19 protein-coding genes are annotated in these 25,989 nt (G+C 54.9%); 9 read left to right on the plus strand and 10 right to left on the minus strand.

Annotated elements, in window-relative coordinates:
* Positions 1 to 39: 39 nt before the first annotated feature.
* On the minus strand, positions 40 to 576 hold the full coding sequence (gene hpt / locus AC4OVS_RS18390) for a hypoxanthine phosphoribosyltransferase (protein WP_003856303.1): 537 nt from the start codon (positions 574 to 576) through the stop codon (positions 40 to 42).
* 206 nt (positions 577 to 782) lie between these two features.
* On the opposite strand from hpt, the gene AC4OVS_RS18395 reads away from it, so the two are divergent.
* Positions 783 to 3,173, plus strand: coding sequence for a glucose/quinate/shikimate family membrane-bound PQQ-dependent dehydrogenase (locus AC4OVS_RS18395; RefSeq protein WP_491922616.1), 2,391 nt, complete (start codon positions 783 to 785; stop codon positions 3,171 to 3,173).
* Between the two features lie 86 nt (positions 3,174 to 3,259).
* On the opposite strand, the gene cueO is transcribed toward AC4OVS_RS18395, so the two are convergent.
* Positions 3,260 to 4,819, minus strand: coding sequence for a multicopper oxidase CueO (gene cueO / locus AC4OVS_RS18400; RefSeq protein WP_032677186.1), 1,560 nt, complete (start codon positions 4,817 to 4,819; stop codon positions 3,260 to 3,262).
* A 145-nt stretch (positions 4,820 to 4,964) separates the two neighbouring features.
* On the opposite strand from cueO, the gene AC4OVS_RS18405 reads away from it, so the two are divergent.
* The 3 genes from AC4OVS_RS18405 (at position 4,965) to speD (ending at position 7,078) form a co-directional block, all read left to right on the plus strand.
* Positions 4,965 to 5,312 carry a YacC family pilotin-like protein gene (locus tag AC4OVS_RS18405; RefSeq protein ID WP_003856306.1) on the plus strand — a complete coding sequence of 116 codons (348 nt, stop codon included), beginning with the start codon at positions 4,965 to 4,967 and terminating at the stop codon, positions 5,310 to 5,312.
* 101 nt (positions 5,313 to 5,413) lie between these two features.
* On the plus strand, positions 5,414 to 6,283 hold the full coding sequence (speE, locus tag AC4OVS_RS18410; RefSeq protein ID WP_022647071.1) for a polyamine aminopropyltransferase: 870 nt from the start codon (positions 5,414 to 5,416) through the stop codon (positions 6,281 to 6,283).
* Positions 6,284 to 7,078: an adenosylmethionine decarboxylase gene (gene speD, locus AC4OVS_RS18415; RefSeq protein ID WP_022647070.1), complete on the plus strand. Its 795-nt coding sequence runs from the start codon at positions 6,284 to 6,286 to the stop codon at positions 7,076 to 7,078.
* A 31-nt stretch (positions 7,079 to 7,109) separates the two neighbouring features.
* On the opposite strand, the gene yacL is transcribed toward speD, so the two are convergent.
* Both yacL and acnB read right to left on the minus strand, forming a co-directional pair.
* On the minus strand, positions 7,110 to 7,472 hold the full coding sequence (yacL, locus tag AC4OVS_RS18420; RefSeq protein ID WP_022647069.1) for a protein YacL: 363 nt from the start codon (positions 7,470 to 7,472) through the stop codon (positions 7,110 to 7,112).
* A gap of 149 nt (positions 7,473 to 7,621) precedes the next feature.
* Positions 7,622 to 10,219 carry a bifunctional aconitate hydratase 2/2-methylisocitrate dehydratase gene (gene acnB, locus AC4OVS_RS18425; RefSeq protein WP_022647068.1) on the minus strand — a complete coding sequence of 866 codons (2,598 nt, stop codon included), beginning with the start codon at positions 10,217 to 10,219 and terminating at the stop codon, positions 7,622 to 7,624.
* 387 nt (positions 10,220 to 10,606) lie between these two features.
* On the opposite strand from acnB, the gene AC4OVS_RS18430 reads away from it, so the two are divergent.
* Together AC4OVS_RS18430 and AC4OVS_RS18435 are read left to right on the plus strand one after the other, a co-directional pair.
* The gene (locus AC4OVS_RS18430) at positions 10,607 to 12,124 is read left to right on the plus strand and encodes a DUF3300 domain-containing protein (protein WP_155025544.1); all 1,518 of its coding nucleotides are present in this window, start codon (positions 10,607 to 10,609) and stop codon (positions 12,122 to 12,124) included.
* Between the two features lie 10 nt (positions 12,125 to 12,134).
* Positions 12,135 to 12,926: a DUF2950 family protein gene (locus AC4OVS_RS18435; protein ID WP_491922617.1), complete on the plus strand. Its 792-nt coding sequence runs from the start codon at positions 12,135 to 12,137 to the stop codon at positions 12,924 to 12,926.
* Positions 12,927 to 12,978: 52 nt separating this feature from the next.
* Here AC4OVS_RS18435 and lpdA read toward each other — a convergent pair whose 3' ends face one another.
* From lpdA to pdhR, 4 genes are all read right to left on the minus strand, one after another.
* Positions 12,979 to 14,403, minus strand: coding sequence for a dihydrolipoyl dehydrogenase (lpdA, locus tag AC4OVS_RS18440; protein WP_003856313.1), 1,425 nt, complete (start codon positions 14,401 to 14,403; stop codon positions 12,979 to 12,981).
* Between the two features lie 175 nt (positions 14,404 to 14,578).
* Positions 14,579 to 16,474: a pyruvate dehydrogenase complex dihydrolipoyllysine-residue acetyltransferase gene (gene aceF / locus AC4OVS_RS18445; RefSeq protein ID WP_491922618.1), complete on the minus strand. Its 1,896-nt coding sequence runs from the start codon at positions 16,472 to 16,474 to the stop codon at positions 14,579 to 14,581.
* 14 nt (positions 16,475 to 16,488) lie between these two features.
* Entirely contained in the window at positions 16,489 to 19,152 is a 2,664-nt protein-coding gene (aceE, locus tag AC4OVS_RS18450; RefSeq protein ID WP_337257910.1) for a pyruvate dehydrogenase (acetyl-transferring), homodimeric type, read from the minus strand.
* Between the two features lie 123 nt (positions 19,153 to 19,275).
* Positions 19,276 to 20,040 carry a pyruvate dehydrogenase complex transcriptional repressor PdhR gene (gene pdhR / locus AC4OVS_RS18455; RefSeq protein ID WP_006173806.1) on the minus strand — a complete coding sequence of 255 codons (765 nt, stop codon included), beginning with the start codon at positions 20,038 to 20,040 and terminating at the stop codon, positions 19,276 to 19,278.
* A 537-nt stretch (positions 20,041 to 20,577) separates the two neighbouring features.
* Between pdhR and aroP the strand changes: the two genes are divergently transcribed.
* The 3 genes from aroP to AC4OVS_RS18470 all read left to right on the plus strand — a co-directional run bounded on the left by aroP (position 20,578) and on the right by AC4OVS_RS18470 (position 24,471).
* On the plus strand, positions 20,578 to 21,948 hold the full coding sequence (gene aroP / locus AC4OVS_RS18460; protein ID WP_023299335.1) for an aromatic amino acid transporter AroP: 1,371 nt from the start codon (positions 20,578 to 20,580) through the stop codon (positions 21,946 to 21,948).
* A gap of 164 nt (positions 21,949 to 22,112) precedes the next feature.
* On the plus strand, positions 22,113 to 23,510 hold the full coding sequence (locus AC4OVS_RS18465; protein ID WP_022647062.1) for a glycoside-pentoside-hexuronide (GPH):cation symporter: 1,398 nt from the start codon (positions 22,113 to 22,115) through the stop codon (positions 23,508 to 23,510).
* A gap of 10 nt (positions 23,511 to 23,520) precedes the next feature.
* Positions 23,521 to 24,471, plus strand: a complete 951-nt coding sequence (locus AC4OVS_RS18470; RefSeq protein WP_063841249.1) for a glycoside hydrolase family 43 protein — start codon at positions 23,521 to 23,523, stop codon at positions 24,469 to 24,471.
* 18 nt (positions 24,472 to 24,489) lie between these two features.
* On the opposite strand, the gene ampE is transcribed toward AC4OVS_RS18470, so the two are convergent.
* Together ampE and ampD are read right to left on the minus strand one after the other, a co-directional pair.
* Positions 24,490 to 25,344 (minus strand): beta-lactamase regulator AmpE, encoded by an 855-nt coding sequence (gene ampE / locus AC4OVS_RS18475; RefSeq protein ID WP_023299333.1) that lies wholly within the window; start codon positions 25,342 to 25,344, stop codon positions 24,490 to 24,492.
* Complete coding sequence (ampD, locus tag AC4OVS_RS18480) at positions 25,341 to 25,904, minus strand: 1,6-anhydro-N-acetylmuramyl-L-alanine amidase AmpD (RefSeq protein ID WP_063841250.1); 564 nt, start codon at positions 25,902 to 25,904, stop codon at positions 25,341 to 25,343. The genes ampE and ampD overlap by 4 nt, the downstream gene beginning before the upstream one ends.
* Positions 25,905 to 25,989: the final 85 nt, after the last annotated feature.

A 25,989-nucleotide genomic window follows, 5' to 3' on the forward strand; every position in this document is an offset into this window, starting at 1 on the left:
CCTGTGGGAGAGGGCTGGGGTGAGGGCAACAGCCCGCAATTATTCGTCCAGAATCACTACTTTCCCAACATACGGCAGATGGCGATAACGCTGCGCGTAATCAATGCCGTAACCCACCACGAATTCGTCCGGGATGGAGAAACCAACGAACTCCACCGGCACCTGCACTTCACGGCGTTCAGGCTTATCCAGCAGGGTACAAATCGCCAGTGATTTTGGTTCACGCAGGCTCAGGATCTCACGCACTTTAGAGAGCGTGTTACCGGAGTCGATGATGTCCTCAACAATCAACACATCTTTGCCACGAATATCTTCATCCAGATCTTTCAGGATTTTCACATCACGGGTTGTGGACATGCCGCTGCCGTAACTGGAGGCGGTCATAAAATCGACCTCGTGCGGCACCTGCACTTCACGGCACAGGTCTGCCATGAACATGAAAGAACCACGCAACAGACCGACCAGCACCATTTCGCTGCCGCTGTCCTTGTAATGTTCGGTGATTTGACGACCCAGTTCGGCGATACGCGCTTTGATCTCGGCTTCCGGGATCATCACTTCAACAGTATGTTTCATATTACTAACCAAATGATTTTAGTGAAAATCTCTCAATGCGGATGACTCTCGCTCCGGCATCGATACGCAAGCCAGCCATTATACCAGTAAATGGATTGCCCTGGCGTATGAGTTATAAAAAGCAATATTTGTGATTCCGATCACAGTTGTTAATACCTATAATTAATTGCTAGCAAATAATTAACAAAACTGACGAGTACTTTTCTATGGCTGAAACAAAAACTAAACAGCCGCGTCTACTGGTGACATTAACAGCCGCGTTTGCCGCATTCTGCGCGCTGTATTTGTTAATCGGTGGCGTATGGCTGGTCGCGATTGGCGGCTCCTGGTACTACCCGATTGCGGGTCTGGTTATGGTTGGCGTAACCGTCCTGCTTTTACGCAGAAAACAATCTGCTCTGTGGCTGTACGCAGCGTTACTGCTCGCAACCATGATCTGGGGCGTCTGGGAGGTCGGGTTCGACTTCTGGGCGTTGACGCCGCGCAGCGACATTCTGGTCTTCTTCGGTATCTGGCTGATCCTGCCGTTTGTCTGGCGTCGTCTGATCGTCCCTTCCAGTGGTGCTGTAGCCGGTCTGGTCGTTGCCCTGCTGATTAGTGGCGGCATCCTGACCTGGGCCGGATTCAACGACCCGCAGGAGATCCACGGTACGCTGAACACTGAATCCACACCGGCTGCGGCTATTTCGCAGGTGGCTGACGGCGACTGGCCAGCCTATGGTCGAAATCAGGAAGGTCAACGTTACTCCCCGCTGAAGCAGATCAACGCGGACAACGTGAAAAACCTGAAGGAAGCCTGGGTATTCCGTACCGGCGACCTGAAAATGCCGAACGATCCGGGTGAGCTGACCAACGAAGTGACCCCGATTAAAGTGGGCAACATGCTCTACCTGTGTACGGCGCACCAGCGTCTGTTCGCGCTCGACGCGGCCACCGGTAAAGAGAAATGGCACTTTGATCCACAGCTGAACTCCAACCCGTCGTTCCAGCACATAACCTGCCGCGGCGTCTCTTACCACGAAGCGCGCGCTGATAATGCCAGCCCGGAAGTCATTGCCGACTGTCCTCGCCGCATTATGCTGCCGGTGAACGATGGCCGCCTGTTTGCCATCAACGCTGAGACCGGTAAGCTGTGCGAAACCTTCGCTAACAAAGGCATTCTGAATCTTCAGACCAACATGCCGGACACTACGCCGGGTCTGTATGAGCCGACCTCCCCGCCAATTATTACCGATAAAACCATCGTGATTGCCGGTTCGGTAACGGATAACTTCTCTACCCGCGAAACCTCCGGCGTTATCCGTGGTTTCGACGTGAACACCGGTAAACTGCTGTGGGCCTTCGACCCGGGCGCGAAAGATCCCAACGCGATCCCATCGGATGAACACACCTTTACCTTTAACTCACCGAACTCCTGGGCACCGGCAGCGTATGACGCGAAGCTGGACCTGGTTTACCTGCCGATGGGCGTGACCACGCCGGATATCTGGGGTGGTAACCGTACGCCGGAGCAGGAACGTTACGCCAGCTCCATCGTGGCGCTGAACGCAACGACCGGTAAACTGACATGGAGCTACCAGACCGTTCACCACGATCTGTGGGATATGGATATGCCGTCCCAGCCAACGCTGGCGGACATTACCGTTAACGGTAAAACCGTTCCGGTGATTTACGCCCCGGCCAAAACCGGCAACATCTTCGTGCTGGATCGCAGCAACGGTAAGCTGGTTGTTCCTGCGCCGGAAAAACCGGTTCCGCAGGGTGCGGCCAAAGGCGACTACGTTACCAAAACGCAGCCGTTCTCTGATCTGAGTTTCCGTCCGGAGAAAGACCTCAGTGGTGCAGACATGTGGGGTGCCACGATGTTTGACCAGCTGGTATGCCGCGTGATGTTCCACCAGCTGCGCTATGAAGGCATCTTCACGCCGCCGTCAGAGCAGGGCACGCTGGTCTTCCCGGGTAACCTGGGGATGTTCGAGTGGGGTGGGATCTCCGTTGACCCTAACCGTCAGGTCGCCATCGCTAACCCAATGGCGCTGCCGTTCGTTTCCCGTCTGATCCCACGCGGTCCGGGTAACCCAATGGAGCAGCCTAAAGATGCGAAAGGCAGCGGTACCGAAGCCGGTATCCAGCCGCAGTATGGCGTTCCTTATGGTGTGACCCTGAATCCGTTCCTTTCTCCGTTCGGTCTGCCGTGTAAACAGCCTGCCTGGGGTTACATCTCCGGTCTGGATCTGAAGACCAACAAGATCGTCTGGAAGAAACGTATTGGTACGCCACAGGACAGCATGCCGTTCCCGATGCCTGTTCCAGTGCCGTTCAATATGGGTATGCCAATGCTGGGTGGCCCAATCTCCACCGCCGGTAACGTGCTGTTCATCGCGGCAACCGCAGATAACTACCTGCGCGCGTACAACATGACCAACGGTGAAAAACTGTGGCAAGGCCGTCTGCCAGCCGGTGGACAGGCTACGCCGATGACCTATGAAGTGAATGGCAAGCAGTACGTTGTCATCTCCGCAGGTGGTCACGGTTCGTTTGGCACGAAGATGGGCGACTATATTGTCGCGTATGCACTGCCTGACGACGCTAAGTAATGAAAAAGCCCGGTGGCGCTAACGCTTACCGGGCTTTCGGGTGTCCTAGGTAGGCCGGGTAAGGCGAAGCCGCCACCCGGCTTTTTTTATACGGTAAAGCCCAGCATCATCCCCGTATCTTCATGCTCCAGCAGATGGCAGTGGGCCATATAGGCAAACTCTTTCGGCGCTTCGTGGTCGAACTTCACCAGCACCTCGCTGACACCGCCTTCCACCCTCACCGTATCTTTCCAGCCCCGGCGATGCGCGTCCGGCGCTTTACCGTTCTCAGAGAGAATACGGAACTGCGTGCCGTGGATATGGAACGGGTGCAGCATCATGTCGCCTTCGCCTGAAATCACCCAGCGTTCAAACTGCCCTTTCGTGGCGGCGAACATGGGCGTGTTCATATCGAACGCTTTGCCGTTGATGCGGTTGGCGTCGTGGAAATCGAAACCATGGCCGCCGTGATCCATGCCGCCCATTTTACCGTGGTCCATATTCATATGGCCCATCATCTGGCCGTGGTGCATTCCCGCCATGGCCTGATTGCCGTACTTCTTCATCAGCGCCTGCATGCCCATCATGTCGAGCATCGGGTCCATGGAGAGCTGAAGTTTACGCTGCGTAAGCCCGTCCAGCGACGGGAGTGCGGGTAGCGTGGTGAGGGCGTCCGGCAGCGTACCGGAAGCGGCGATCTGTAGCGGCTGAATGCGCAGGACCGGATGGGGTTTATCAAACGGCGCAACGGCCATCCCCATCTGGCTGACCGGCAGGGTCACCAGGTCAAACGCTTTGCCATCGCTGATATCCACCAGCACCTCGAAGCGCTCGCCCATCAGCATCGGCAGCTCGCTCACCTTCACCGGTTCCGGCAGCAGGCCGCCGTCGCTTGCCACCACATACAGCGGGCGTTTATCGCTGGTGGCGAAGTTCAGCGAGCGGGCGTTACAGCCATTTAGCAGGCGTAAACGCAGCCAGCCTTTTGGCGCGGCATGCTGCGGGTAGATTGCGCCGTTGGTCAGCAGCGTATCGCCAAACCATCCTACCGCCGCGCTCATTACGTCCAGCTGATAGTCAATTTGCCCGTCAGCGCTGAATTTTTTGTCCTGCACAATCACCGGGACATCGTCGATACCCCACTGTTTTGGCAGGCGCAGCAGGCGGCTTTCATCGTCTTCAATCAGCACCAGACCGGCCAGCCCCATCGCCACCTGATGGCCCGTTTTGCCATGCTGATGCGGGTGGAACCAGCAGGTCGCCGCACGCTGGTCAGGAGTAAAGGTGACGCTGCGTTTACCACCAGGCCTGATGACGCCCTGAGGCCCCCCATCCACTTCGCCCGGGACTTCCAGCCCATGCCAGTGCAGCGTGGTCTCTTGCGCTAGCGTGTTGTGAATGTCTACCGTCACCGCCTTCCCTTTGCGTAACTGCAACGCAGGGCCGAGCAAATTGCCGTTATAACCCCACGTCGTGGCGGCGTGCTGACCGAACGTGGTTTTACCGGCCTGCACCACAAGCTGAATGCGGCTGCGGGCATCTGCGGCGAGTAATTCAGGTATGGGTAAAGCAGGTCTGTCGGCGGCAAAAACGGCGCGGCTCCAGAGCGGTAACGCGCTGGCAACCCCCAGCGCGGCAGAAAATTTTAAAAAATCACGACGTTGCATGTGCATTTCCTTATTTCCAGCAGGCGATCTTTTGAGCATAAACCCTCCCCTTACCGGAAGGTCAAGCACGGCGGCAATAATAAAGATCGTCGGCCTGGCATCAAGTATGCTAACGTTAATTTTCCGTGATGCAGTGGTAAAGGCAATGAAGACGTTTTTCAGAACAATTTTGTTCGCCAGCCTGATGGCGATGTGTGCGAACAGTTACGCGCTAAGTGAAAACGAAGCGGAAGATATGGCCGATCTGACGGCAGTTTTTGTTTTTCTGAAAAACGATTGTGGTTACCAGAATTTACCCAATGGGCAAATTCGTCGCGCACTGGTCTTTTTTGCCCAGCAGAACCAATGGGATCTCAGCAACTACGACAGCTTCGACATGAAGGCGCTCGGTGAAGACAGCTACCGTGATTTAAGCGGTATTGGCATTCCCACTGCTAAAAAATGCAAAGCGCTGGCTCGCGATTCACTCAGCCTGCTCGCCTACGTGAAGTAACCTTCCCGACGCCCCTTGTTGACCCGCTAACCGCTTCACGGCGGTGTTGTGTTGCGCCCATCTGCCGGATGTAATGGATGTTAACGAAGGAGGTGCTCCCCATGACCGAAAAAACGGTATGGCAAGAAACGCTGCATGACCAGTTTGGTCAGTATTTTGCCGTGGATAACGTGCTCTATCATGAGAAAACCGATCATCAGGATCTGATAATCTTCGAAAACGCCGCCTTTGGCCGCGTAATGGCGCTGGACGGCGTGGTGCAAACCACCGAGCGCGACGAGTTTATCTATCACGAAATGATGACCCACGTCCCGCTGCTGGCCCACGGCCACGCGAAGGACGTGCTGATTATCGGCGGCGGCGACGGCGCGATGCTGCGTGAAGTCTCGCGTCATCAGAATGTCGAAACCATCACCATGGTGGAAATCGACGCCGGTGTGGTGTCGTTCTGCCGCCAGTATCTGCCCAACCACAATGCTGGCAGCTATGACGATCCGCGGTTTAATCTGGTTATCGACGATGGCGTCAATTTTGTTAACCAGACCACGCAAACGTTTGATGTCATTATCTCTGACTGTACCGACCCTATCGGTCCGGGCGCGTCGCTGTTTACCTCGTCGTTTTACGAAGGCTGCAAGCGCTGCCTGAAGCCTGGCGGGATTTTTGTGGCGCAAAACGGCGTTTGCTTCCTGCAACAGGATGAAGCGCTTGATAGCCACCGTAAGCTGAGCACCTATTTTGCTGACGTCAGCTTCTACCAGGCGGCGATCCCCACTTACTACGGCGGGATCATGACCTTTGCCTGGGCGACGGATAACGACGTCCTGCGCCATCTCTCCACCGAAATTATCCAGGCCCGCTTCCACCAGGCCGGACTCAAATGCCGATACTACAACCCGGCGATCCACACCGCAGCCTTTGCGTTGCCTCAATATCTGCAAGACGCGCTGTCCTCAAAGGAGGTGAACTAATTGAAAAAGCTTAAACTGCATGGCTTTAACAATCTGACCAAAAGCCTGAGTTTTTGTATTTACGATATCTGCTACGCCAAAACAGCAGAAGAGCGCGATGGTTATATCGCCTATATCGATGAACTCTACAACGCCAACCGTCTGACCGAGATCCTGACAGAGACCTGCTCGATTATCGGCGCCAACATCCTGAATATCGCGCGCCAGGATTACGAGCCGCAGGGAGCAAGCGTCACCATTCTGGTCAGCGAAGAGCCGGTTGACCCGCAGCTTATCGACAAAACCGAGCACCCCGGCCCGCTGCCAGAAGTGGTTGTCGCCCACCTGGATAAAAGCCATATCTGCGTGCACACCTACCCGGAAAGCCACCCGGAAGGCGGACTGTGTACCTTCCGCGCGGATATTGAAGTGTCGACCTGCGGCGTGATTTCACCGCTGAATGCGTTGAATTATTTAATCCACCAGCTGGAATCCGATATCGTCACTATTGATTATCGCGTACGCGGTTTTACCCGTGATATCAACGGCATGAAGCACTTCATCGATCATGAGATCAACTCCATTCAGAACTTCATGTCCGACGACATGAAGTCGCTATACGACATGATGGATGTGAACGTCTATCAGGAGAATATCTTCCACACCAAAATGTTACTTAAGGAATTCGACCTTAAGCACTACATGTTCCACACGAAGCCGGAAGATTTAAGCGAAGAAGAGCGTAAGGTCATTACCGACCTGCTCTGGAAAGAGATGCGCGAAATTTACTACGGCCGTAACATTCCGACCGTGTAATCGTGGCCCGAAGCAGGGACGCTTCGGGGAGTTACTTCTGTTTCATAAAGTCGCGGTAGGCGTTCACCACTTTCAGGAAATCTTCCACACCGCACAGCGACAGGCTTTCTTCGTCGTAGTAGCTCATCCCCTCTTCCATCTCATCACCCGAGAACTCAAGCTGGTTGGCACGCACCATCACCTCTTCGCCATCCATCCACAGGGTGTATTCGTGCCCGGCGCGTTGCCAGGAGCGTTCACTGCCTTTCACCGTTTCCGCTGCCTGTTCGACTTCATCCAGCAGCGCGAGGTTCTCTTTCACCTCTTCGTTAAACCAGTGTCCAACGGCTTCGTGCCCCATCGACATTCGCACTTTCACCACGCCGGTGATGTCGCGCAAAAATTCGTAATCCATAGCGTTTTCCTCTGCAAAGCCATTAGGGTAATTATCGCAGCAGAGAGGAAGAAAAAAAGCGGGAGAGGTGGGAGGAATGAAAATAAAAAAATACCCCTCACCCTGGCCCTCTCCCAAAGGGAGAGGGGTTAGGGGTGAGGGGTTGGTTTTTATACTGCCGTCTGGAAGATCACCCCGTCAGCCTTCTCGGTGTACTGAGAGAGCTGGTCGAAGTTCAGATAGCGATAGGTATCCACCGCCGTCTTATCTACCTGAGCCACAAAGGTCTGGTACTCTTCCGGCGTTGGCAGTTTGCCAATCAGCGCCGCAACCGCTGCCAGCTCCGCAGAAGCCAGGTAGACGTTCGCACCGGTACCTAAACGGTTCGGGAAGTTACGGGTCGAGGTGGAGACCACCGTCGCGCCGTCGGCTACGCGCGCCTGGTTGCCCATACACAGGGAGCAGCCCGGAATTTCAATACGCGCCCCGCTCTTACCGAACACGCTGTAGTAGCCCTCTTCGGTCAGCTGCGCCGCATCCATACGGGTTGGCGGCGCCACCCACAGACGGGTCGGCAGCTGGCCTTTGTGAGTATCCAGCAGCTTACCGGCAGCACGGAAGTGGCCGATGTTGGTCATACAAGAGCCGATGAACACTTCGTCGATCTTATCGCCCTGTACGTCAGAGAGCAGACGCGCATCGTCCGGATCGTTTGGCGCACACAGGATTGGCTCTTTGATATCCGCCAGATCGATGTCGATCACCGCCGCGTACTCTGCGTCAGCGTCAGCTTCCAGCAGCTGCGGATCCGCCAGCCATTTTTCCATGCCCTGAATACGACGCTCCAGCGTACGGCGGTCGCCGTAGCCTTCCGCAATCATCCACTTGAGCAGCACGATGTTGGAGGTCAGATACTCAATAATCGGCTCTTTGTTCAGCTTGATGGTACAGCCCGCAGCAGAACGCTCGGCAGAGGCATCGGTCAGCTCGAACGCCTGCTCAACTTTCAGATCCGGCAGACCTTCAATTTCCAGAATGCGGCCAGAGAAGATGTTTTTCTTGCCCTTCTTCTCAACGGTCAGCAGACCCTGTTTGATGGCATACAGCGGGATTGCGTGCACCAGATCGCGCAGAGTGATGCCCGGCTGCATTTTGCCTTTGAAGCGCACCAGCACGGATTCAGGCATGTCGAGAGGCATCACGCCGGTCGCTGCGGCAAACGCCACCAGACCGGAGCCCGCAGGGAAGGAGATACCAATCGGGAAACGGGTATGAGAGTCACCGCCGGTACCCACGGTATCCGGCAGCAGCATGCGGTTCAGCCAGGAGTGGATAACGCCGTCGCCCGGACGCAGGGAGACACCGCCACGGTTCATAATGAAGTCAGGCAGCGTGTGGTGCGTAGTGACGTCAACCGGCTTCGGATATGCCGCAGTGTGGCAGAAGGACTGCATGACCAGGTCAGATGAGAAGCCCAGGCACGCCAGGTCTTTCAGTTCATCACGGGTCATTGGACCGGTGGTGTCCTGAGAGCCCACGGAGGTCATTTTCGGCTCGCAGTACGCGCCAGGACGGATACCGGCGACGCCGCAGGCGCGACCGACCATTTTCTGTGCCAGCGAGAAGCCGCGATTGCTTTCCGCCACGTCTTTCGCCTGACGGAACACGTCACTGTGCGGCAGACCCAGCGCTTCACGCGCCTTGGTGGTCAGGCCACGGCCAATGATCAGCGGAATACGGCCACCGGCACGCACTTCGTCGATCAGCACGTCGGTTTTCAGCTCGAAGCTTGCCAACAGTTCGTTGGTTTCGTGGTTGCGCACTTCGCCTTTATACGGGTAAACGTCAATCACGTCGCCCATGTTCAGGTTGCTCACGTCCACTTCAATTGGCAGAGCGCCCGCATCTTCCATGGTGTTGAAGAAGATTGGCGCAATTTTGCCGCCGAGGCACAGGCCGCCGCCGCGCTTGTTCGGCACGTGCGGAATGTCGTCGCCCATGAACCACAGCACGGAGTTGGTGGCGGATTTACGGGAAGAACCGGTACCAACCACATCACCGACGTAGGCCAGCGGGAAACCTTTCTCCTGAAGCGCTTCGATCTGTTTAATCGGGCCAACGCTACCCGGCTGATCCGGCTCGATGCCTTCACGGGCGTTTTTCAGCATCGCCAGGGCGTGCAGGGGGATATCAGGACGAGACCACGCGTCCGGAGCCGGAGAGAGGTCATCGGTGTTGGTTTCACCGGTAACCTTAAAGACGGTCACGGTAATTTTTTCAGCAAGCGCAGGGCGGTTCAGGAACCATTCGGCATCGGCCCAGGACTGCATCACCTGCTTCGCGTAAACGTTGCCTGCTTTGGCTTTTTCTTCTACATCGTAGAAGTTATCGAACATCAGCAGCGTTGAAGAGAGCGCTTTGGCAGCAATCGGTGCCAGCTTTTCGTTGTCCAGCGCGTCAATCAGCGGATGAATGTTATAGCCGCCCTGCATGGTGCCGAGCAGTTCAATGGCTTTTTCAGGAGTAACCAGTGGGGAGGTGGCTTCGCCTTTGGCGATAGCAGCAAGGAATCCGGCTTTTACGTAGGCAGCTTCATCTACGCCAGGCGGTACGCGGTTGATCAGCAGATCTAACAGGAATTCTTCTTCGCCCTCAGGCGGGTTCTTCAGCAGCTCGACGAGCGCGGCCATTTGGGTTGCATCTAAAGGTTTGGGTACAATTCCCTCGGCGGCACGTTCTGCTACGTGCTTACGGTATTCTTCTAGCACGACGGTTCTCCTCGCTCTCATTGTCATATGCGGCGGGCGTTCTCTTCACGCTCCTGTGAGACAGCAGTTTGTAGGGTAAATGCCCGATACCGCGTCGGGCAGCATAGCAGGATTTCTGCACAGTGTTAATCTGTTTACAAAAAAGCAACATTAAATTATTTGCTGAATCGTTAAGCATGGTGTAGCGGGGAGACGAGGCGAATCTTGTCCTCTTTCCCGTCGCCTTTTCAGCTATCCGATATAATTGTGTAATAAATACTCACACTCTTTATCCGGACGCTCCGGTTGGTTTCCCAACAATAGTCAAAACTGTAAAACACGAGTGAATGATACTCGCGGCAACAGCAACGCCTCACGGCACTGCACTCGTCTCGTTGGAGTCAATCTATGAAGTTGCCTTTTAAACCACATCTTCTTGTTCTGCTTTGCAGTGCGGGGCTGTTTGCCGCCTCGGGTGTCATGTACGTTAAAAGCCGCGCAACGGAACCTGCTACGCCTGCTCCGGTTACACAACAACCTGGCGCACCGGTAGCCCAGCCTGCGCCCGTCGCTGCCCCGGTCTACACTGCGGCGCAAATCGACCAATGGGTTGCCCCTGTCGCGCTTTACCCGGATGCCCTGCTGTCGCAAATCTTGATGGCGTCGACCTACCCGTCAAATGTTATTCAGGCCGCGCAGTGGTCGAAAGACAATCCTAAAATGCAGGGTGATGCCGCCCTGCAGGCGGTAGCCACCCAGCCGTGGGATCCCAGCGTAAAATCCCTGGTTGCGTTTCCTCAGCTGATGTCGTTGATGGGCGAAAATCCGCCATGGGTACAAAATCTGGGAGACGCCTTCCTTGCACAGCCGAAAGATGTGATGGATTCCGTACAGCGGCTGCGCCTGCTGGCCCAACAAACGGGTGCGCTGCAATCCACACCGCAGCAGACGGTCACCACCGTCACGAAACCTGCATCGACAAAAACCACGACAACCGCAACGCCTACCAGCCCAACGGTGATCAAGATTGAATCCGCCGATCCGCAGGTAGTGTATGTTCCCACGTATAACCCGAATACGGTTTATGGTACCTGGCCTAACACCGCTTACCCGCCGGTCTATCTTCCGCCTTCACCCGGCGAGCAATTCACTGACAGTCTGGTTAAAGGATTAGGTTTTAGCCTCGGGGTCGCTACAACCTACGCCATTTTCAGCAATATTGACTGGGATGACGACGACTGGGATCACCATCATCACGATGATGACTGGGACAATCACGGCGGTTATAACCGCAACGGTGATAACAACATCAATATCAACGTGGATAATTTCAACAGAATCAGCGGGCAGCACCTGAACGGTAATAACCACACCTGGCAGCACAATCCTGCCTATCGTGAAGGCGTGCCTTACCCGAATAACCAGCTGGCTAACCGCTTCCACTCTACACATACAGCCACCGGGCTAAGCGCGACGCAGCAAAAACCAGTCAATCGCGACAGCCAGCGCCAGGCCGCTCTCAGCCAGATGGAACAATCAACGGGTAAAACCCTCCCACACTCAGTACATACAGCCACGCGGGATGCTCAACGTCTGGCCTCAACGCAACAGTTGAAGCAGATCTCGCAGCGAAATAACTATCGTGGATATGACACCAGGCCACAGGCCGTAAAACGGACGAGCACGCCGCAGCGTGAACATCATCAGACTGACATGCACAGACAGGAGAAGCGGGTTTCACAGACGGTACAGCAGCCAGCCAGGCTGCATCGGGCCAATGCCCTGAGCGGCAACGACAGCCGCTCCGCGAACTGGCAGGCGCAGCAGCAGCGCGGGGCGCAAAGCCGGCAGCTCGCTACTCGTCAACATCAGCCGCGCCAGCTCACTGGCGAACGCGCTGAACGCCATGAATTCCGTCATCGTTAAGGGAGCCGACATGAAACGTCAATTACTCAGTGGAAAGGTGTTGTTCATGGTCTCGGCGGCCGTCATGGCACAGCAATCGTTCAGTTCGCCAGAACAGGCGACCAGTGCGCTGGCAAGCGCCATCAGCGAGCAAAACGAAAGTGCGATGAACAATTTGCTCGGTGAAAACTGGCGCGATTTCCTGCCGCCCGAAGGCGTTGATCCCGAAGCGGTCGATCGCTTCCTGCGCGACTGGAACGTTCATCATAAAACCGTCATCAGTGGCAACGTGGCGCACCTGGTGGTGGGCGATAACGGCTGGCAGCTACCGATCCCGGTGGTCAAAACGGCATCTGGCTGGCAGTTTGATATGCAGGAAGCCGCAGAAGAGATCCTGACCCGCGAAATCGGGCGCAACGAACTCGCAGCCATCGAAGCGCTTCACGCCTATGTTGATGCCCAGCAGAGCTATTTTGCGATGAACCAAAAGTACGCGCAGAAGATAGTCAGTTCTGAAGGTAAAAAGGATGGACTGTACTGGCCCGTCGCTCCCGGTGAAACGCCCAGCCCACTGGGTCCGGCGTTCAGTCCTCCACAGTCGGGGGCGGGTTACCATGGTTACCGATTCCGCATCCTGCCGGATAAAAATGGCTTTGCCATGGTCGCCTGGCCGGTGAACTACGGTCAGACGGGGGTAATGAGCTTTGTAATTAACCAGGATGACGCGGTTTATCAGGCAGATCTCGGCAACGATTCGGCGCAGAAAGCGCAGGCTCTTAGTGAATACCAGCCGGATAAGACCTGGCAGCCTGTCACACCCTGAACGCAGCGCATAAAAAAAGCGGCCTGAGGCCGCTTTTTTCATCTGAAGAAACTTATTTCTTCTTCGCTTTCGCGTTTGGCAGGTCAGTAATGCTACCTTCAAACACTTCTGCCGCCAGGCCCACGGACTCATGCAGAGTCGGGTGTGCGTGGATGGTCAGCGCGATGTCTTCTGCGTCGCAGCCCATTTCGATAGCCAGACCGATTTCACCCAGCAGCTCGCCGCCGTTGGTACCGACAATCGCACCACCGATGACGCGGTGAGTTTCTTTGTCGAAGATCAGTTTGGTCATACCGTCTGCGCAGTCGGACGCGATAGCACGGCCAGAAGCAGCCCACGGGAAGGTGGCAGTTTCGTAGCTGATGCCTTTCTCTTTCGCTTCTTTCTCAGTCAGACCAACCCATGCAACTTCTGGCTCGGTATACGCGATAGATGGGATCACTTTCGGATCGAAGTAATGCTTCATGCCGGCGATAACTTCAGCGGCAACATGACCTTCGTGAACACCTTTGTGCGCCAGCATTGGCTGACCGACGATATCGCCGATAGCAAAGATGTGCGGCACGTTGGTACGCAGCTGTTTGTCAACGCGGATGAAGCCACGGTCGTCCACTTCCACGCCAGCTTTGCCCGCGTCGAGGTTTTTACCGTTCGGCACACGGCCAATAGCCACCAGTACGGCGTCGTAACGCTGTGGTTCGGATGGGGCTTTTTTGCCTTCCATGGAAACGTAAATACCGTCTTCTTTCGCTTCAACGGCAGTCACTTTGGTTTCCAGCATCAGGTTGAATTTCTTGCTGATGCGTTTGGTGAAGACTTTAACGATATCTTTGTCGGCTGCCGGGATTACCTGGTCGAACATTTCAACCACGTCGATCTCTGAACCCAGCGCATGGTACACAGTACCCATTTCCAGACCGATGATACCGCCGCCCATAACCAGCAGACGCTTAGGAACGGTTTTCAGCTCCAGCGCATCGGTGGAATCCCACACGCGTGGATCTTCATGTGGAATGAATGGCAGTTCGATTGGGCGAGAGCCTGCCGCGATGATCGCGTTGTCGAAGTTGATCACGGTTTTGCCGTTTTCGCCTTCCACTTCCAGGGTGTTCGCACCGGTGAATTTACCCAGACCGTTTACCACTTTCACTTTACGGCCTTTGGCCATACCCGCCAGACCGCCGGTCAGCTGAGTGATAACTTTCTCTTTCCAGGTACGAATTTTGTCGATATCGGTTTTCGGCTCGCCGAAGACGATACCGTGTTCAGCCAGCGCTTTGGCTTCTTCGATAACTTTCGCTACGTGCAGCAGCGCTTTAGAAGGGATACAGCCGACGTTCAGACAAACACCGCCGAGGGTGCTGTAACGTTCTACGATGACGGTTTCCAGACCTAAATCCGCGGCGCGAAATGCTGCGGAGTAACCTGCCGGGCCTGCCCCAAGTACTACGACCTGAGTTTTGATTTCTGTGCTCATCATGACCTCTTAATGTATACCCGTCGTCCACCGGGTCGTTCTATCCGCCCGTATTTTACAAAATTGTTAACAATTTTGAAACAACAAACGGCTCACGAATTATCGCTTTCACCAATAACCTCAAAAACCCCATGAGATTATCAGAAAAAAGCCGGCCGACTGGCCGGCTTTTCGATTACATCACCAGGCGGCGAATGTCGCTCAGGGTGTTGTTAATGATGGTGATGAAACGCGCACCATCAGCCCCGTCGATTACGCGGTGGTCGAAGGACAGAGAGATTGGCATCATCAGACGCGGCACGAACTCTTTGCCATTCCACACCGGCTCCATCGCGGACTTGGACACACCGAGGATAGCCACTTCCGGCGCGTTTACAATCGGCGCGAAGTGGGTGGTACCCAGGCCGCCGATGCTGGAGATAGTGAAGCAGCCGCCCTGCATTTCGCCGGCAGTCAGCTTACCATCACGCGCTTTTTTGGAGATGGTGGTCAGTTCACGGGACAGCTCGGTAATGCTCTTCTTGTTCACGTCTTTGAAGACCGGAACCACCAGACCATTTGGCGTATCAACCGCAACACCGATGTTGATGTATTTCTTCAGCGTCAGCTTCTGGCCGTCTTCGGACAGGGAGCTGTTGAAGCGTGGCATCTGCTCAAGGGCAGCGGCAACGGCCTTCATGATAAAGACCACTGGGGTGAACTTCACGTCCAGCTTACGCTTCTCAGCTTCGGCGTTCTGCTGTTTACGGAACGCTTCCAGATCGGTGATATCGGTCTTATCGAAGTGCGTAACGTGCGGGATCATCACCCAGTTACGGCTCAGGTTAGCACCAGAGATTTTCTGGATACGGCCCAGCTCCACTTCTTCGATTTCACCGAACTTGCTGAAGTCCACTTTCGGCCATGGCAGCATGCCCGGGATACCGCCGCCAGCTGCTGCCGCAGGTGCAGCTTCGGCGCGTTTCACCGCGTCTTTCACGTAAGCCTGAACGTCTTCGCGCAGGATACGACCTTTACGGCCGGTGCCCTTCACTTTCGCCAGGTTCACACCGAATTCGCGCGCCAGGCGACGAATCAGTGGAGTCGCGTGGACGTAAGCGTCGTTTTCAGCGAACTCAGATTTTTCTGCTTTAGCAGCAGGGGCAGCAGCAGGTTTAGCAGCCTGAGCCGGTGCAGCAGCAGGTGCCGGAGCAACCGCGGCAGCCGGAGCGGCGGCAGGCGCTGCGCCTTCCACTTCGAAGACCATGATCAGAGAGCCGGTAGACACTTTGTCGCCGGTGCTGATTTTGATCTCTTTAACGGTACCGGCGAACGGCGCAGGCACTTCCATAGAAGCTTTGTCGCCTTCAACGGTGATCAGTGACTGTTCAGCGGCAACTTTGTCGCCCACTTTCACCATCACTTCGGTCACTTCAACTTCGTCACCGCCGATATCCGGTACGTTAACGTCTTTCGCGCCGCCAGCAGCCGCTGGTGCAGCCGCCGGAGCCGGAGCAGCAGCCTGAGCAGGCGCAGCGGCAGATGCTGCACCCGCCACTTCGAAGACCATGATCAGCGAGCCGGTAGACACTTTGTCGCCGGTGTTGATCTTGATCTCTTTAACGGTACCGGCGAACGGTGCTGGCACTTCCATAGAGGCTTTGTCGCCTTCTACGGTGATCAGTGACTGCTCAGCCGCAACGGTGTCGCCCACTTTCACCAGGATTTCGGTAACTTCAACTTCGTCACCGCCGATGTCAGGCACATTTACTTCTTTCGCTGCCGCGGCCGCTGCTGGAGCAGCAGCAGGAGCGGCTTCTTTCTTCTCTTCCTGCGCAGGTGCAGCAGCTGCTGCACCGTCGGCGGAATCGAAAATCATGATCAGTTTGCCAGTCTCGGTTTTATCGCCAACAGAGACTTTGATCTCTTTAACGATGCCAGCCTGAGGAGACGGGACTTCCATAGAGGCTTTGTCGCCTTCTACGGTGATCAGCGACTGTTCAGCTTCAACTTTGTCGCCTACTTTGACCAGGATCTCGGTGATTTCAACTTCATCAGCCCCGATGTCCGGTACATTGATTTCGATAGCCATTATTCTTTTACCTCTTACGCCAGACGCGGGTTAACTTTATCTGCATCGATGTTGAATTTGGTGATTGCGTCCGCAACCACTTTCTTATCGATTTCGCCACGTTTAGCCAGTTCGCCCAGTGCTGCTACTACCACGTAGGAAGCATCAACTTCGAAGTGGTGACGCAGGTTTTCGCGGCTGTCAGAACGACCGAAGCCGTCAGTACCCAGTACGCGATAATCATCAGCTGGAACGTAAGTACGAACCTGCTCAGCGAACAGTTTCATATAGTCAGTAGACGCCACCGCTGGCGCGTCGTTCATCACCTGAGCGATGTACGGAACGCGTGGGGCTTCCATTGGGTGCAGCATGTTCCAGCGCTCACAATCCTGGCCATCACGCGCCAGTTCAGTGAAGGAGGTCACAGAGTACACATCGGAACCCACACCGTAGTCTTTCGCCAGGATCTGCGCTGCTTCACGAACGTGACGCAGGATAGAACCGGAACCCAGCAGCTGAACTTTACCTTTGCTACCTTCGATGGTTTCGAGTTTGTAGATACCTTTACGGATACCTTCCTCGGCACCTGCTGGCATTGCCGGCATGTGGTAGTTTTCGTTCAGGGTGGTGATGTAGTAGTAAACGTTCTCTTGCGCTTCACCGTACATGCGCTGCAGACCGTCATGCATGATGACTGCCACTTCGTACGCGTAAGACGGGTCGTAAGAGATACAGTTAGGGATAGTCAGAGACTGAATGTGGCTGTGGCCATCTTCGTGCTGCAGACCTTCACCGTTCAGGGTCGTACGACCAGAAGTACCACCAATCAGGAAGCCGCGAGCCTGCTGGTCGCCGGCCTGCCAGCACAGGTCACCGATACGCTGGAACCCGAACATGGAGTAGTAGATGTAGAACGGGATCATCGGCAGGTTGTTGGTGCTGTAAGAGGTCGCAGCAGCCAGCCAGGATGCGCCTGCGCCCAGCTCGTTGATACCTTCCTGCAGGATCTGACCTTTCTCGTCTTCTTTGTAGTATGCAACCTGCTCACGGTCCTGCGGGGTGTACTGCTGGCCGTTCGGGCTGTAGATACCGATCTGACGGAACAGACCTTCCATACCGAAAGTACGCGCTTCGTCGGCGATGATTGGAACCAGACGATCTTTGATTGACTTGTTCTTCAGCATCACGTTCAGGGCACGAACGAAAGCGATAGTGGTAGAGATCTCTTTGTTCTGCTCTTCCAGCAGCTGAGAGAAGTCTTCCAGGGCTGGCAGTTCCAGCTTCTCGGTGAAGTTAGGCTGACGAGCAGGCAGGTAGCCTTTCAGCGCCTGACGACGTTCGTGCAGGTACTTGTGCTCTTCAGACCCTTCCGGGAAGGTGATGTAAGACAGGTTTTCTACCTGCTCATCGGTCACTGGAACGTTGAAACGGTCGCGGATATAACGCACGCCGTCCATGTTCATTTTCTTAACCTGGTGAGCGATGTTTTTACCTTCTGCGGTATCACCCATGCCGTAACCTTTGATGGTGTGGGCCAGGATCACAGTCGCTTTACCTTTGGTTTCCTGCGCTTTTTTCAGTGCAGCGTAAACTTTCTTCGGATCGTGACCACCGCGGTTCAGCGCCCAGATCTGCTCGTCAGTCCAGTCTGCAACCAGGGCTGCGGTTTCAGGATATTTGCCGAAGAAGTGCTCACGAACGTAGGCACCGTCTTTGGATTTGAAGGTCTGGTAGTCGCCGTCAACGGTTTCGTTCATCAGCTGGATCAGTTTACCGCTGGTGTCTTTACGCAGCAGCTCATCCCAACGACCGCCCCACATGACTTTGATCACGTTCCAGCCTGCACCCGCGAAGATGCCTTCCAGTTCGTTAATGATCTTGCCGTTACCGGTTACCGGACCATCCAGACGTTGCAGGTTACAGTTGATGATGAAGCACAGGTTGTCCAGCTTCTCACGGGTCGCGATGGTGATCGCGCCTTTAGATTCTGGCTCATCCATTTCACCGTCGCCCAGGAAGGCGTAAACGGTCTGCTCAGAGGTGTCTTTCAGACCACGGTGTTCCAGGTACTTCAGGAATTTAGCCTGATAGATTGCACCAATTGGACCCAGACCCATAGATACGGTCGGGAACTGCCAGAACTCAGGCATCAGTTTAGGGTGCGGATAAGAAGACAGACCCTTACCGTGAACTTCCTGACGGAAGTTGTTCATCTGCTCTTCAGTCAGACGACCTTCCAGGAAGGCACGTGCATAGATGCCCGGAGAGATGTGGCCCTGGAAGTACACCAGATCGCCGCCGTCTTTCTCGTTGGCTGCACGGAAGAAGTGGTTGAAGCACACTTCGTAAACGGTCGCAGAGGACTGGAAGGACGCCATGTGGCCACCCAGTTCCAGATCTTTCTTGGATGCGCGCAGAACGGTCATGATAGCGTTCCAGCGGATAGCAGAACGGATACGGCGTTCCAGATCCAGATTGCCCGGGTATTCCGGTTCGTCTTCGACGGCAATCGTGTTTACGTAGTTGCTAGCCCCTGCACCTGAAGCCACTTTCACGCCGCCTTTGCGCGCTTCTGAAAGCAGCTGATCAATCAGATACTGAGCACGCTCAACACCTTCTTCACGGATGACCGATTCGATCGCCTGTAGCCAGTCGCGAGTTTCGATCGGATCCACGTCATTTTGGAGACGTTCTGACATGGGGGTATTCCTTATCTATCTAATACGTTGATTTGTCTGGAACCTGTCCCATTGTGCTCTCGGTTAAGAACACAATAAGACAGGTTCTGCGTTTAGTTGCCGCGCTCTAAAAGTACCTGGCGCTTAATCCTTTCGTTGCTGTATGCGGCGCAATGAACGCTCGCGACGCGATTGTTCACGGCTGCGGTCCAGCAAGATTTCCTCAATGAAAGCCAGATGGCGGTGCGACGCTTCACGCGCCTGCTCCGGTTCCCCGGCCATTATCGCCTCGAATACTCGGGTGCGATGGTTGCTTACCAGCGGGAGCATCTCCCGACGGGCATACAACAATTCAAAATTCTGACGAACGTTCTGGGCCAGCATGGGCTCCATGCAGCGTAGCAGATGGAGGAGCACCACGTTGTGCGCTGCTTCGGTGACGGCAATTTGATACTGGACAACGGCGCTGGATTCGGCGTCTAAGTCGCCGGACTGCTGTGCCCGTTCAATGGCCTGATGCAGCTCGCGAATACGTACGCGGTCTTCATCAGTGCTGCGAAGGGCAGCGTAATAGGCCGCGATACCTTCCAGCGCGTGACGGGTCTCAAGCAGATCAAACTGGGATTCTGGGTGGTCAGAGAGAAGTTCTACCAGCGGGTCGCTGAAGCTCTGCCACAGGCTGTTTTGCACAAAGGTTCCGCCACCCTGACGACGGAGCAACAGGCCCTTTGCTTCGAGACGTTGAATCGCCTCACGCAGAGAGGGGCGTGAAACGTCGAACTGTTTTGCCAGCTCGCGTTCTGGCGGGAGTTTCTCGCCCGGGCGCAGTGTCCCTTCGAGAATCAAAAACTCCAGCTGCTGCTCAATCACATCGGAAAGTTTTGGTTGGCGAATTTTGCTGTAGGCCATATTCCCTGTCTTACGCCTTTTTGCCCGGAGTCAATTGGTCTTACCAATTTCATGTTCGTATCGCTAAAGTAACAAAGTATTCACCTTCTGTCCATATTGGTTTTGATTGAAATCAGGAAACCCGGCACATTTTAACAACCTTACAGAACTAACGTTTCAGGAATGTAACTTTGCACAAATGAAATGGTTACTCCCAAAGGGGCAGTTTTAACCATATTGAAACGAGGGCTTTTGCAATCTGAAGCGATTCAACAAGGCAAAATATGAAAATTCGCCCACTTATGACGCATTTCTATTCTATAGGTTGGGGTATGAGGGGTTAACGTACCGATTTACAATTGGTTTCTTTTTATTCAAGTCGTCATCAGTCCTTCATAAAGCAGGTGCATTCGCTGGCACTTACCACTATTCTGGCGCTAACGGAAGCCATCTCCGCTTTTTTCGGTATCGTTAACCGTAAAGAAATAAATACAGAATATGGACTTTCATAATTACACACGCACAGCGTGAACATAACAACCACACACGAGGTTTCAAATGGAAGCTCAACAGCATGGCGATCAGCTAAAGCGCGGTCTTAAAAACCGCCATATTCAGCTCATCGCCCTGGGCGGTGCTATTGGTACTGGCCTGTTTCTGGGCAGTGCGTCCGTTATCCAGTCGGCCGGTCCGGGCATCATTCTGGGTTACGCGATTGCAGGTTTCATTGCGTTTTTGATTATGCGCCAGTTAGGGGAAATGGTCGTTGAGGAGCCGGTTGCAGGCTCTTTTAGCCACTTTGCCTATAAATACTGGGGCAGCTTTGCGGGCTTCGCCTCTGGATGGAACTACTGGGTTCTTTACGTGCTGGTTGCTATGGCGGAACTCACCGCCGTCGGTAAATACATTCAATTCTGGTACCCGGAGATCCCCACCTGGGCGTCTGCGGCAGTCTTCTTCGTGCTGATCAACGCCATTAACCTGACCAACGTGAAAGTGTTTGGGGAAATGGAGTTCTGGTTCGCCATTATCAAAGTAATTGCCGTTGTAGCGATGATCATTTTTGGCGGCTGGTTGCTCTTCAGCGGCAACGGTGGCCCGCAGGCAACCGTGCGCAACCTCTGGGAACAGGGCGGGTTCCTGCCGCACGGCATGACCGGCCTGGTAATGATGATGGCGATCATTATGTTCTCCTTCGGCGGTCTGGAGCTGGTGGGCATCACCGCCGCGGAAGCCGACAACCCGGAGCAGAGCATCCCGAAAGCCACAAATCAGGTTATCTACCGTATTCTGATCTTCTACGTGGGCTCCCTGGCGGTCCTGCTCTCCCTGCTGCCATGGACACGCGTCACGGCGGATACCAGCCCGTTTGTGCTGATCTTCCACGAGCTGGGCGACACCTTCGTGGCCAACGCGCTTAACGTCGTAGTGCTGACCGCCGCGCTCTCTGTTTATAACAGCTGCGTTTACTGCAACAGCCGTATGCTGTTCGGCCTGGCGCAACAGGGCAACGCACCGAAAGCGCTGCTTACCGTTGATAAACGTGGCGTACCGGTTAACACCATTATCGTGTCGGCGGTCGTGACGGCGCTTTGCGTTCTGATTAACTACCTGGCACCGGAATCGGCCTTCGGCCTGCTGATGGCGTTGGTGGTTTCCGCGCTGGTGATCAACTGGGCGATGATTAGCCTCGCGCACATCAAGTTCCGCCGCGCCAAGCAGCAGCAGGGCGTAACCACGCGCTTCCCTGCCCTGCTCTATCCGCTGGGGAACTGGGTTTGCCTGCTGTTCATGGCGGCCGTGCTGGTCATCATGCTCATCACGCCAGGCATGGCGATTTCCGTCTACCTCATCCCGGTGTGGATTGCGATCCTCGGCGTGGGCTATATGGTGAAACAGAAAAATGCCAAAACGGTGAAAGCGCACTAAGTGTTTTCTCGCTGTACCCGCGGTTGCGGGTACAGCGTCTTGTTACCTTCCTCACAAATTCACGCCAACAGCAAAATCCTCCATATCACCGCCCTTATATTGCAACGCATATATCCGTTTGCCAGCGAATAATTCTCTCCATACCGAAACCCGGAGATCTGTCGATGGATAACAACAAACTGTCAGTAAAAGAAAAGATCGGCTATGGCATGGGTGACGCCGGATGCAACATTATCTTTGGCGCCATCATGTTATTTGTTAACTATTTTTATACGGATATTTTTGGTCTGGCGCCTGCGCTGGTTGGGGTACTGCTGCTGTCCGTTCGCGTGATTGACGCCGTAACGGACCCAATCATGGGCGCGATTGCCGACCGTACCCGCAGCAAATATGGCCGATTTCGTCCATGGCTACTGTGGATTGCCTTCCCCTATGCGCTGTTCAGCATCCTGATGTTCACCACCCCAGAGTGGAGCTATAACAGCAAAGTTATCTATGCATTTGTCACCTACTTCCTGCTGTCGCTGACCTATACCGCCATCAACATTCCGTACTGCTCGCTCGGTGGCGTGATCACCAACGACCCAAAAGAGCGCGTAGCCTGCCAGTCCTATCGTTTTGTTATGGTCGGTATCGCCACGCTGCTGCTGTCGCTTACGCTCCTGCCAATGGCTGACTGGTTCGGTGGGGATAACAAAGCCAAAGGCTACCAGATGGCGATGACCGTGCTGGCGCTGATTGGTACCTGCATGTTCCTGTTCTGCTTCGCCACGGTGCGCGAGCGCGTTCGCCCGGCTGTACAAACCCACGACGAACTGAAAAACGACCTGAAGGATGTGTGGAAGAATGACCAGTGGGTGCGCATTCTGCTTCTGACGCTCTGCAACGTCTGCCCGGGCTTTATCCGCATGGCGGCCACCATGTATTACGTCACCTGGGTAATGGGGCAAAGCACCCATTTCGCCACGCTGTTTATCAGCCTGGGCGTTGTCGGCATGATGTTCGGCAGTATGCTGGCGAAAGTGCTGACCGACCGCTGGTGCAAGCTGAAGGTCTTCTTCTGGACCAACATCGCGCTGGCGATTTTCTCCTGCGCCTTCTACTTCTTCGACCCGAAAGCGACGACAACCATTGTTGTGCTTTACGTCCTGCTGAATATCCTGCACCAGATCCCATCCCCTCTGCACTGGTCACTGATGGCCGACGTGGACGACTACGGTGAATGGAAAACCGGGAAACGTATCACCGGGATAAGCTTCTCCGGCAACATCTTCTTCCTGAAGCTGGGTCTGGCGATTGCCGGGGCGATGGTTGGCTTCCTGCTCTCCTGGTACGGTTATGACGCGGGCGCAAAAGCGCAGAGCGCGGATGCCATCAACGGCATTGTGCTGCTCTTTACCGTCATCCCTGGCATTGGATATTTAATTACCGCGGGCGTTGTACGTCTGCTGAAAGTGGACCGTGAGACCATGAAGCAAATCCAGTCCGATCTGGAGAAGCGTCGCACCAACTATCGTGAACTGAGCGACTATCAGGAATTTAAAGCCGCTGAGACTAAATAAGGAAAGCCGAATGCAAACCTGGCCAAACCCGTTTATTGAACAACGCGCCGACCCGTATATCCTGCGCCACGAAGGACAATATTACTTTATCGCCTCCGTGCCGGAGTATGACCGGCTGGCGATCCGCCGCGCGGACTCGCTGGAAGATTTAGGCAATGCCGAAGAGGTAGTTGTCTGGCGCAAGCCCGACACCGGCCCGATGAGCCAGCTGATCTGGGCACCGGAACTGCATCATATCGACGGCAAGTGGTACATCTACTTTGCCGCCACACATACCCAGGCGCTCGACGAACTCGGGATGTTCCAGCATCGCATGTTCGCCATTGAATGCGCAGATCGCGATCCGCTCACCGGTACGTGGGTGGAAAAAGGGCAAATCAAAACCCCGTTTGACACCTTCGCGCTGGATGCCACTACCTTTGTGCATCAGGGCAAACGCTGGTATCTGTGGGCGCAAAAAGCCCCGGACATTTCCGGTAACTCCAATCTTTACCTGTGTGAAATGGAAAATCCGTGGACGCTGAAAGGCGAGCCGGTGATGCTCAGTAAACCGGAATATGACTGGGAGTGCCGCGGATTCTGGGTCAACGAAGGCCCGGCGGTGCTGTTCCATGGCGATAAGCTATTTATCAGCTATTCCGCCAGCGCCACCGACGAGAATTACTGCATGGGATTACTGTGGATAGACGTAGATGCCGCTCCGCAAAACCCGGCTAACTGGCATAAATCCCCGCGCCCGGTGTTCGTCACCAGCTACGAAAACCGTCAGTATGGACCAGGCCATAACAGCTTTACGCAGACGCCGGAAGGCGACGATGTGCTGGTCTACCACGCGCGAAACTACACTGAAATTGAAGGCGATCCGCTTTACGATCCGAATCGCCACACTCGCCTGAAGCTCGTCCGCTGGGACGACAACGGGATGCCTGATTTCGGCATCCCGCCTGCGGATACGCTGTAACGGCTTCGGCGCGCTGGGTCAGACCAGCGTGCCGTAAATCGTCAGCAACGCCACAATCACCACCACCACAAACGACGTTTTTTTCGCCATCGAGACGGCAGCTTTAGGCGTTTCGACTTTGTTCGTGTGCGGCTCGCGAGCCAGCGAGAATTGAGCCAGTCGGGTTAAGACCTGATACTGCGCGGTATGGCGGTCTGCAAGGGAGGCAAACCACGCTGGCAACGCCTTTTCACCGTGACCGATGAGGGCATAGACCACGCCGACCAGTCGCACCGGAAGCCAGTCGAGCACGTGCAGAATGGCATCAATGCCGGACTGGAGACGTTCATGCGGCGTAAGGTAGCGGGCAAGCCAGGTCTGCCAGGCGCGCAGAAAAGCATAGCCCATCAGCAGTACCGGTCCCCATGGACCGCCCACCACAAACCAGAACAGCGGCGCCAGGTAGTAACGGAAGTTAATCCACAGCAGCGCGTTTTGTAGCTCGCGCAGAAATTCGCGTTCATCGCAGTCCGGCGGTACGCCGTGGATCATCGTCAGCTCGCTCGCCATCGCGCCGCGCGCGTGGACATCATCCCGGGAAGCAGCTTTCAGATACGCGTGATAGTGCAAACGCACCTTGCCCGCGCCAATACACAACACGCCCAGCAGTATCCATACCACCAGCAGCGGCACGTTGAAAAAGAGGCCGTAAAGTGAGCGTAGCAACAGGAACGTAATCACCATCACACCTGCCGTCATAAGCAGCGTGCGTAGCATGGAAAAATGCCTGATCCGGCGGAATAACACTTCCAGCCGATGATCCAGATGCCAGTGCTCGCCGAGCTTAAACAGGCGTTCGGCGATCATAACCAGCAGCATGGTAAACAACGTCATGTTATCTCCTTATCTGACGACGTGGTAAGCATGGCGTGAAACCGGGACCAGTCAAACGCCGGGCCGGGGTCGGTTTTTCTTTCGGGGGCGATGTCGCTGTGCCCCGTAATGTTGTCTTCAATGGCGGGATAAAGCCCCACTAAAGTTTGCGTCACAGCAACCAGTTTCTGATATTGCGCATCGGTGTAAGGCGTGGTGTCCGTTCCTTCCAGTTCAATTCCAATGGAGAAATCATTGCACCGCTCGCGCCCCTGATACATCGACACGCCGGCATGCCAGGCTCGCTTATCAAAAGGAACATACTGAACCACTTCGCCATCACGGCGGATCAGGCAGTGCGCCGATACGCGCAAATGCGCAATCTCAGCAAAGTAAGGATGAGCATCGGGATCTATCGTTCCTGTGAATAACGCGTCGATCCACGGACCGCCAAACTCACCTGGCGGGAGACTTATGTTGTGAACCACCAGCAGTGTGGGCTTTTCATCCTCCGGGCGGCAATCGTGGTGCGGCGACGGTACATGTCGCGCGTCCACCAGCCATCCGTTTTCTAACAACATGCTGGAACTCCTTATCTATGGTGCTGTTACTCGGTTCAGAGTAGCATGTTTCAATATTATGATTCGTTACCAATTTGGAGTTTTA

The organism is Enterobacter sp. 4974935 (assembly GCF_058661735.1).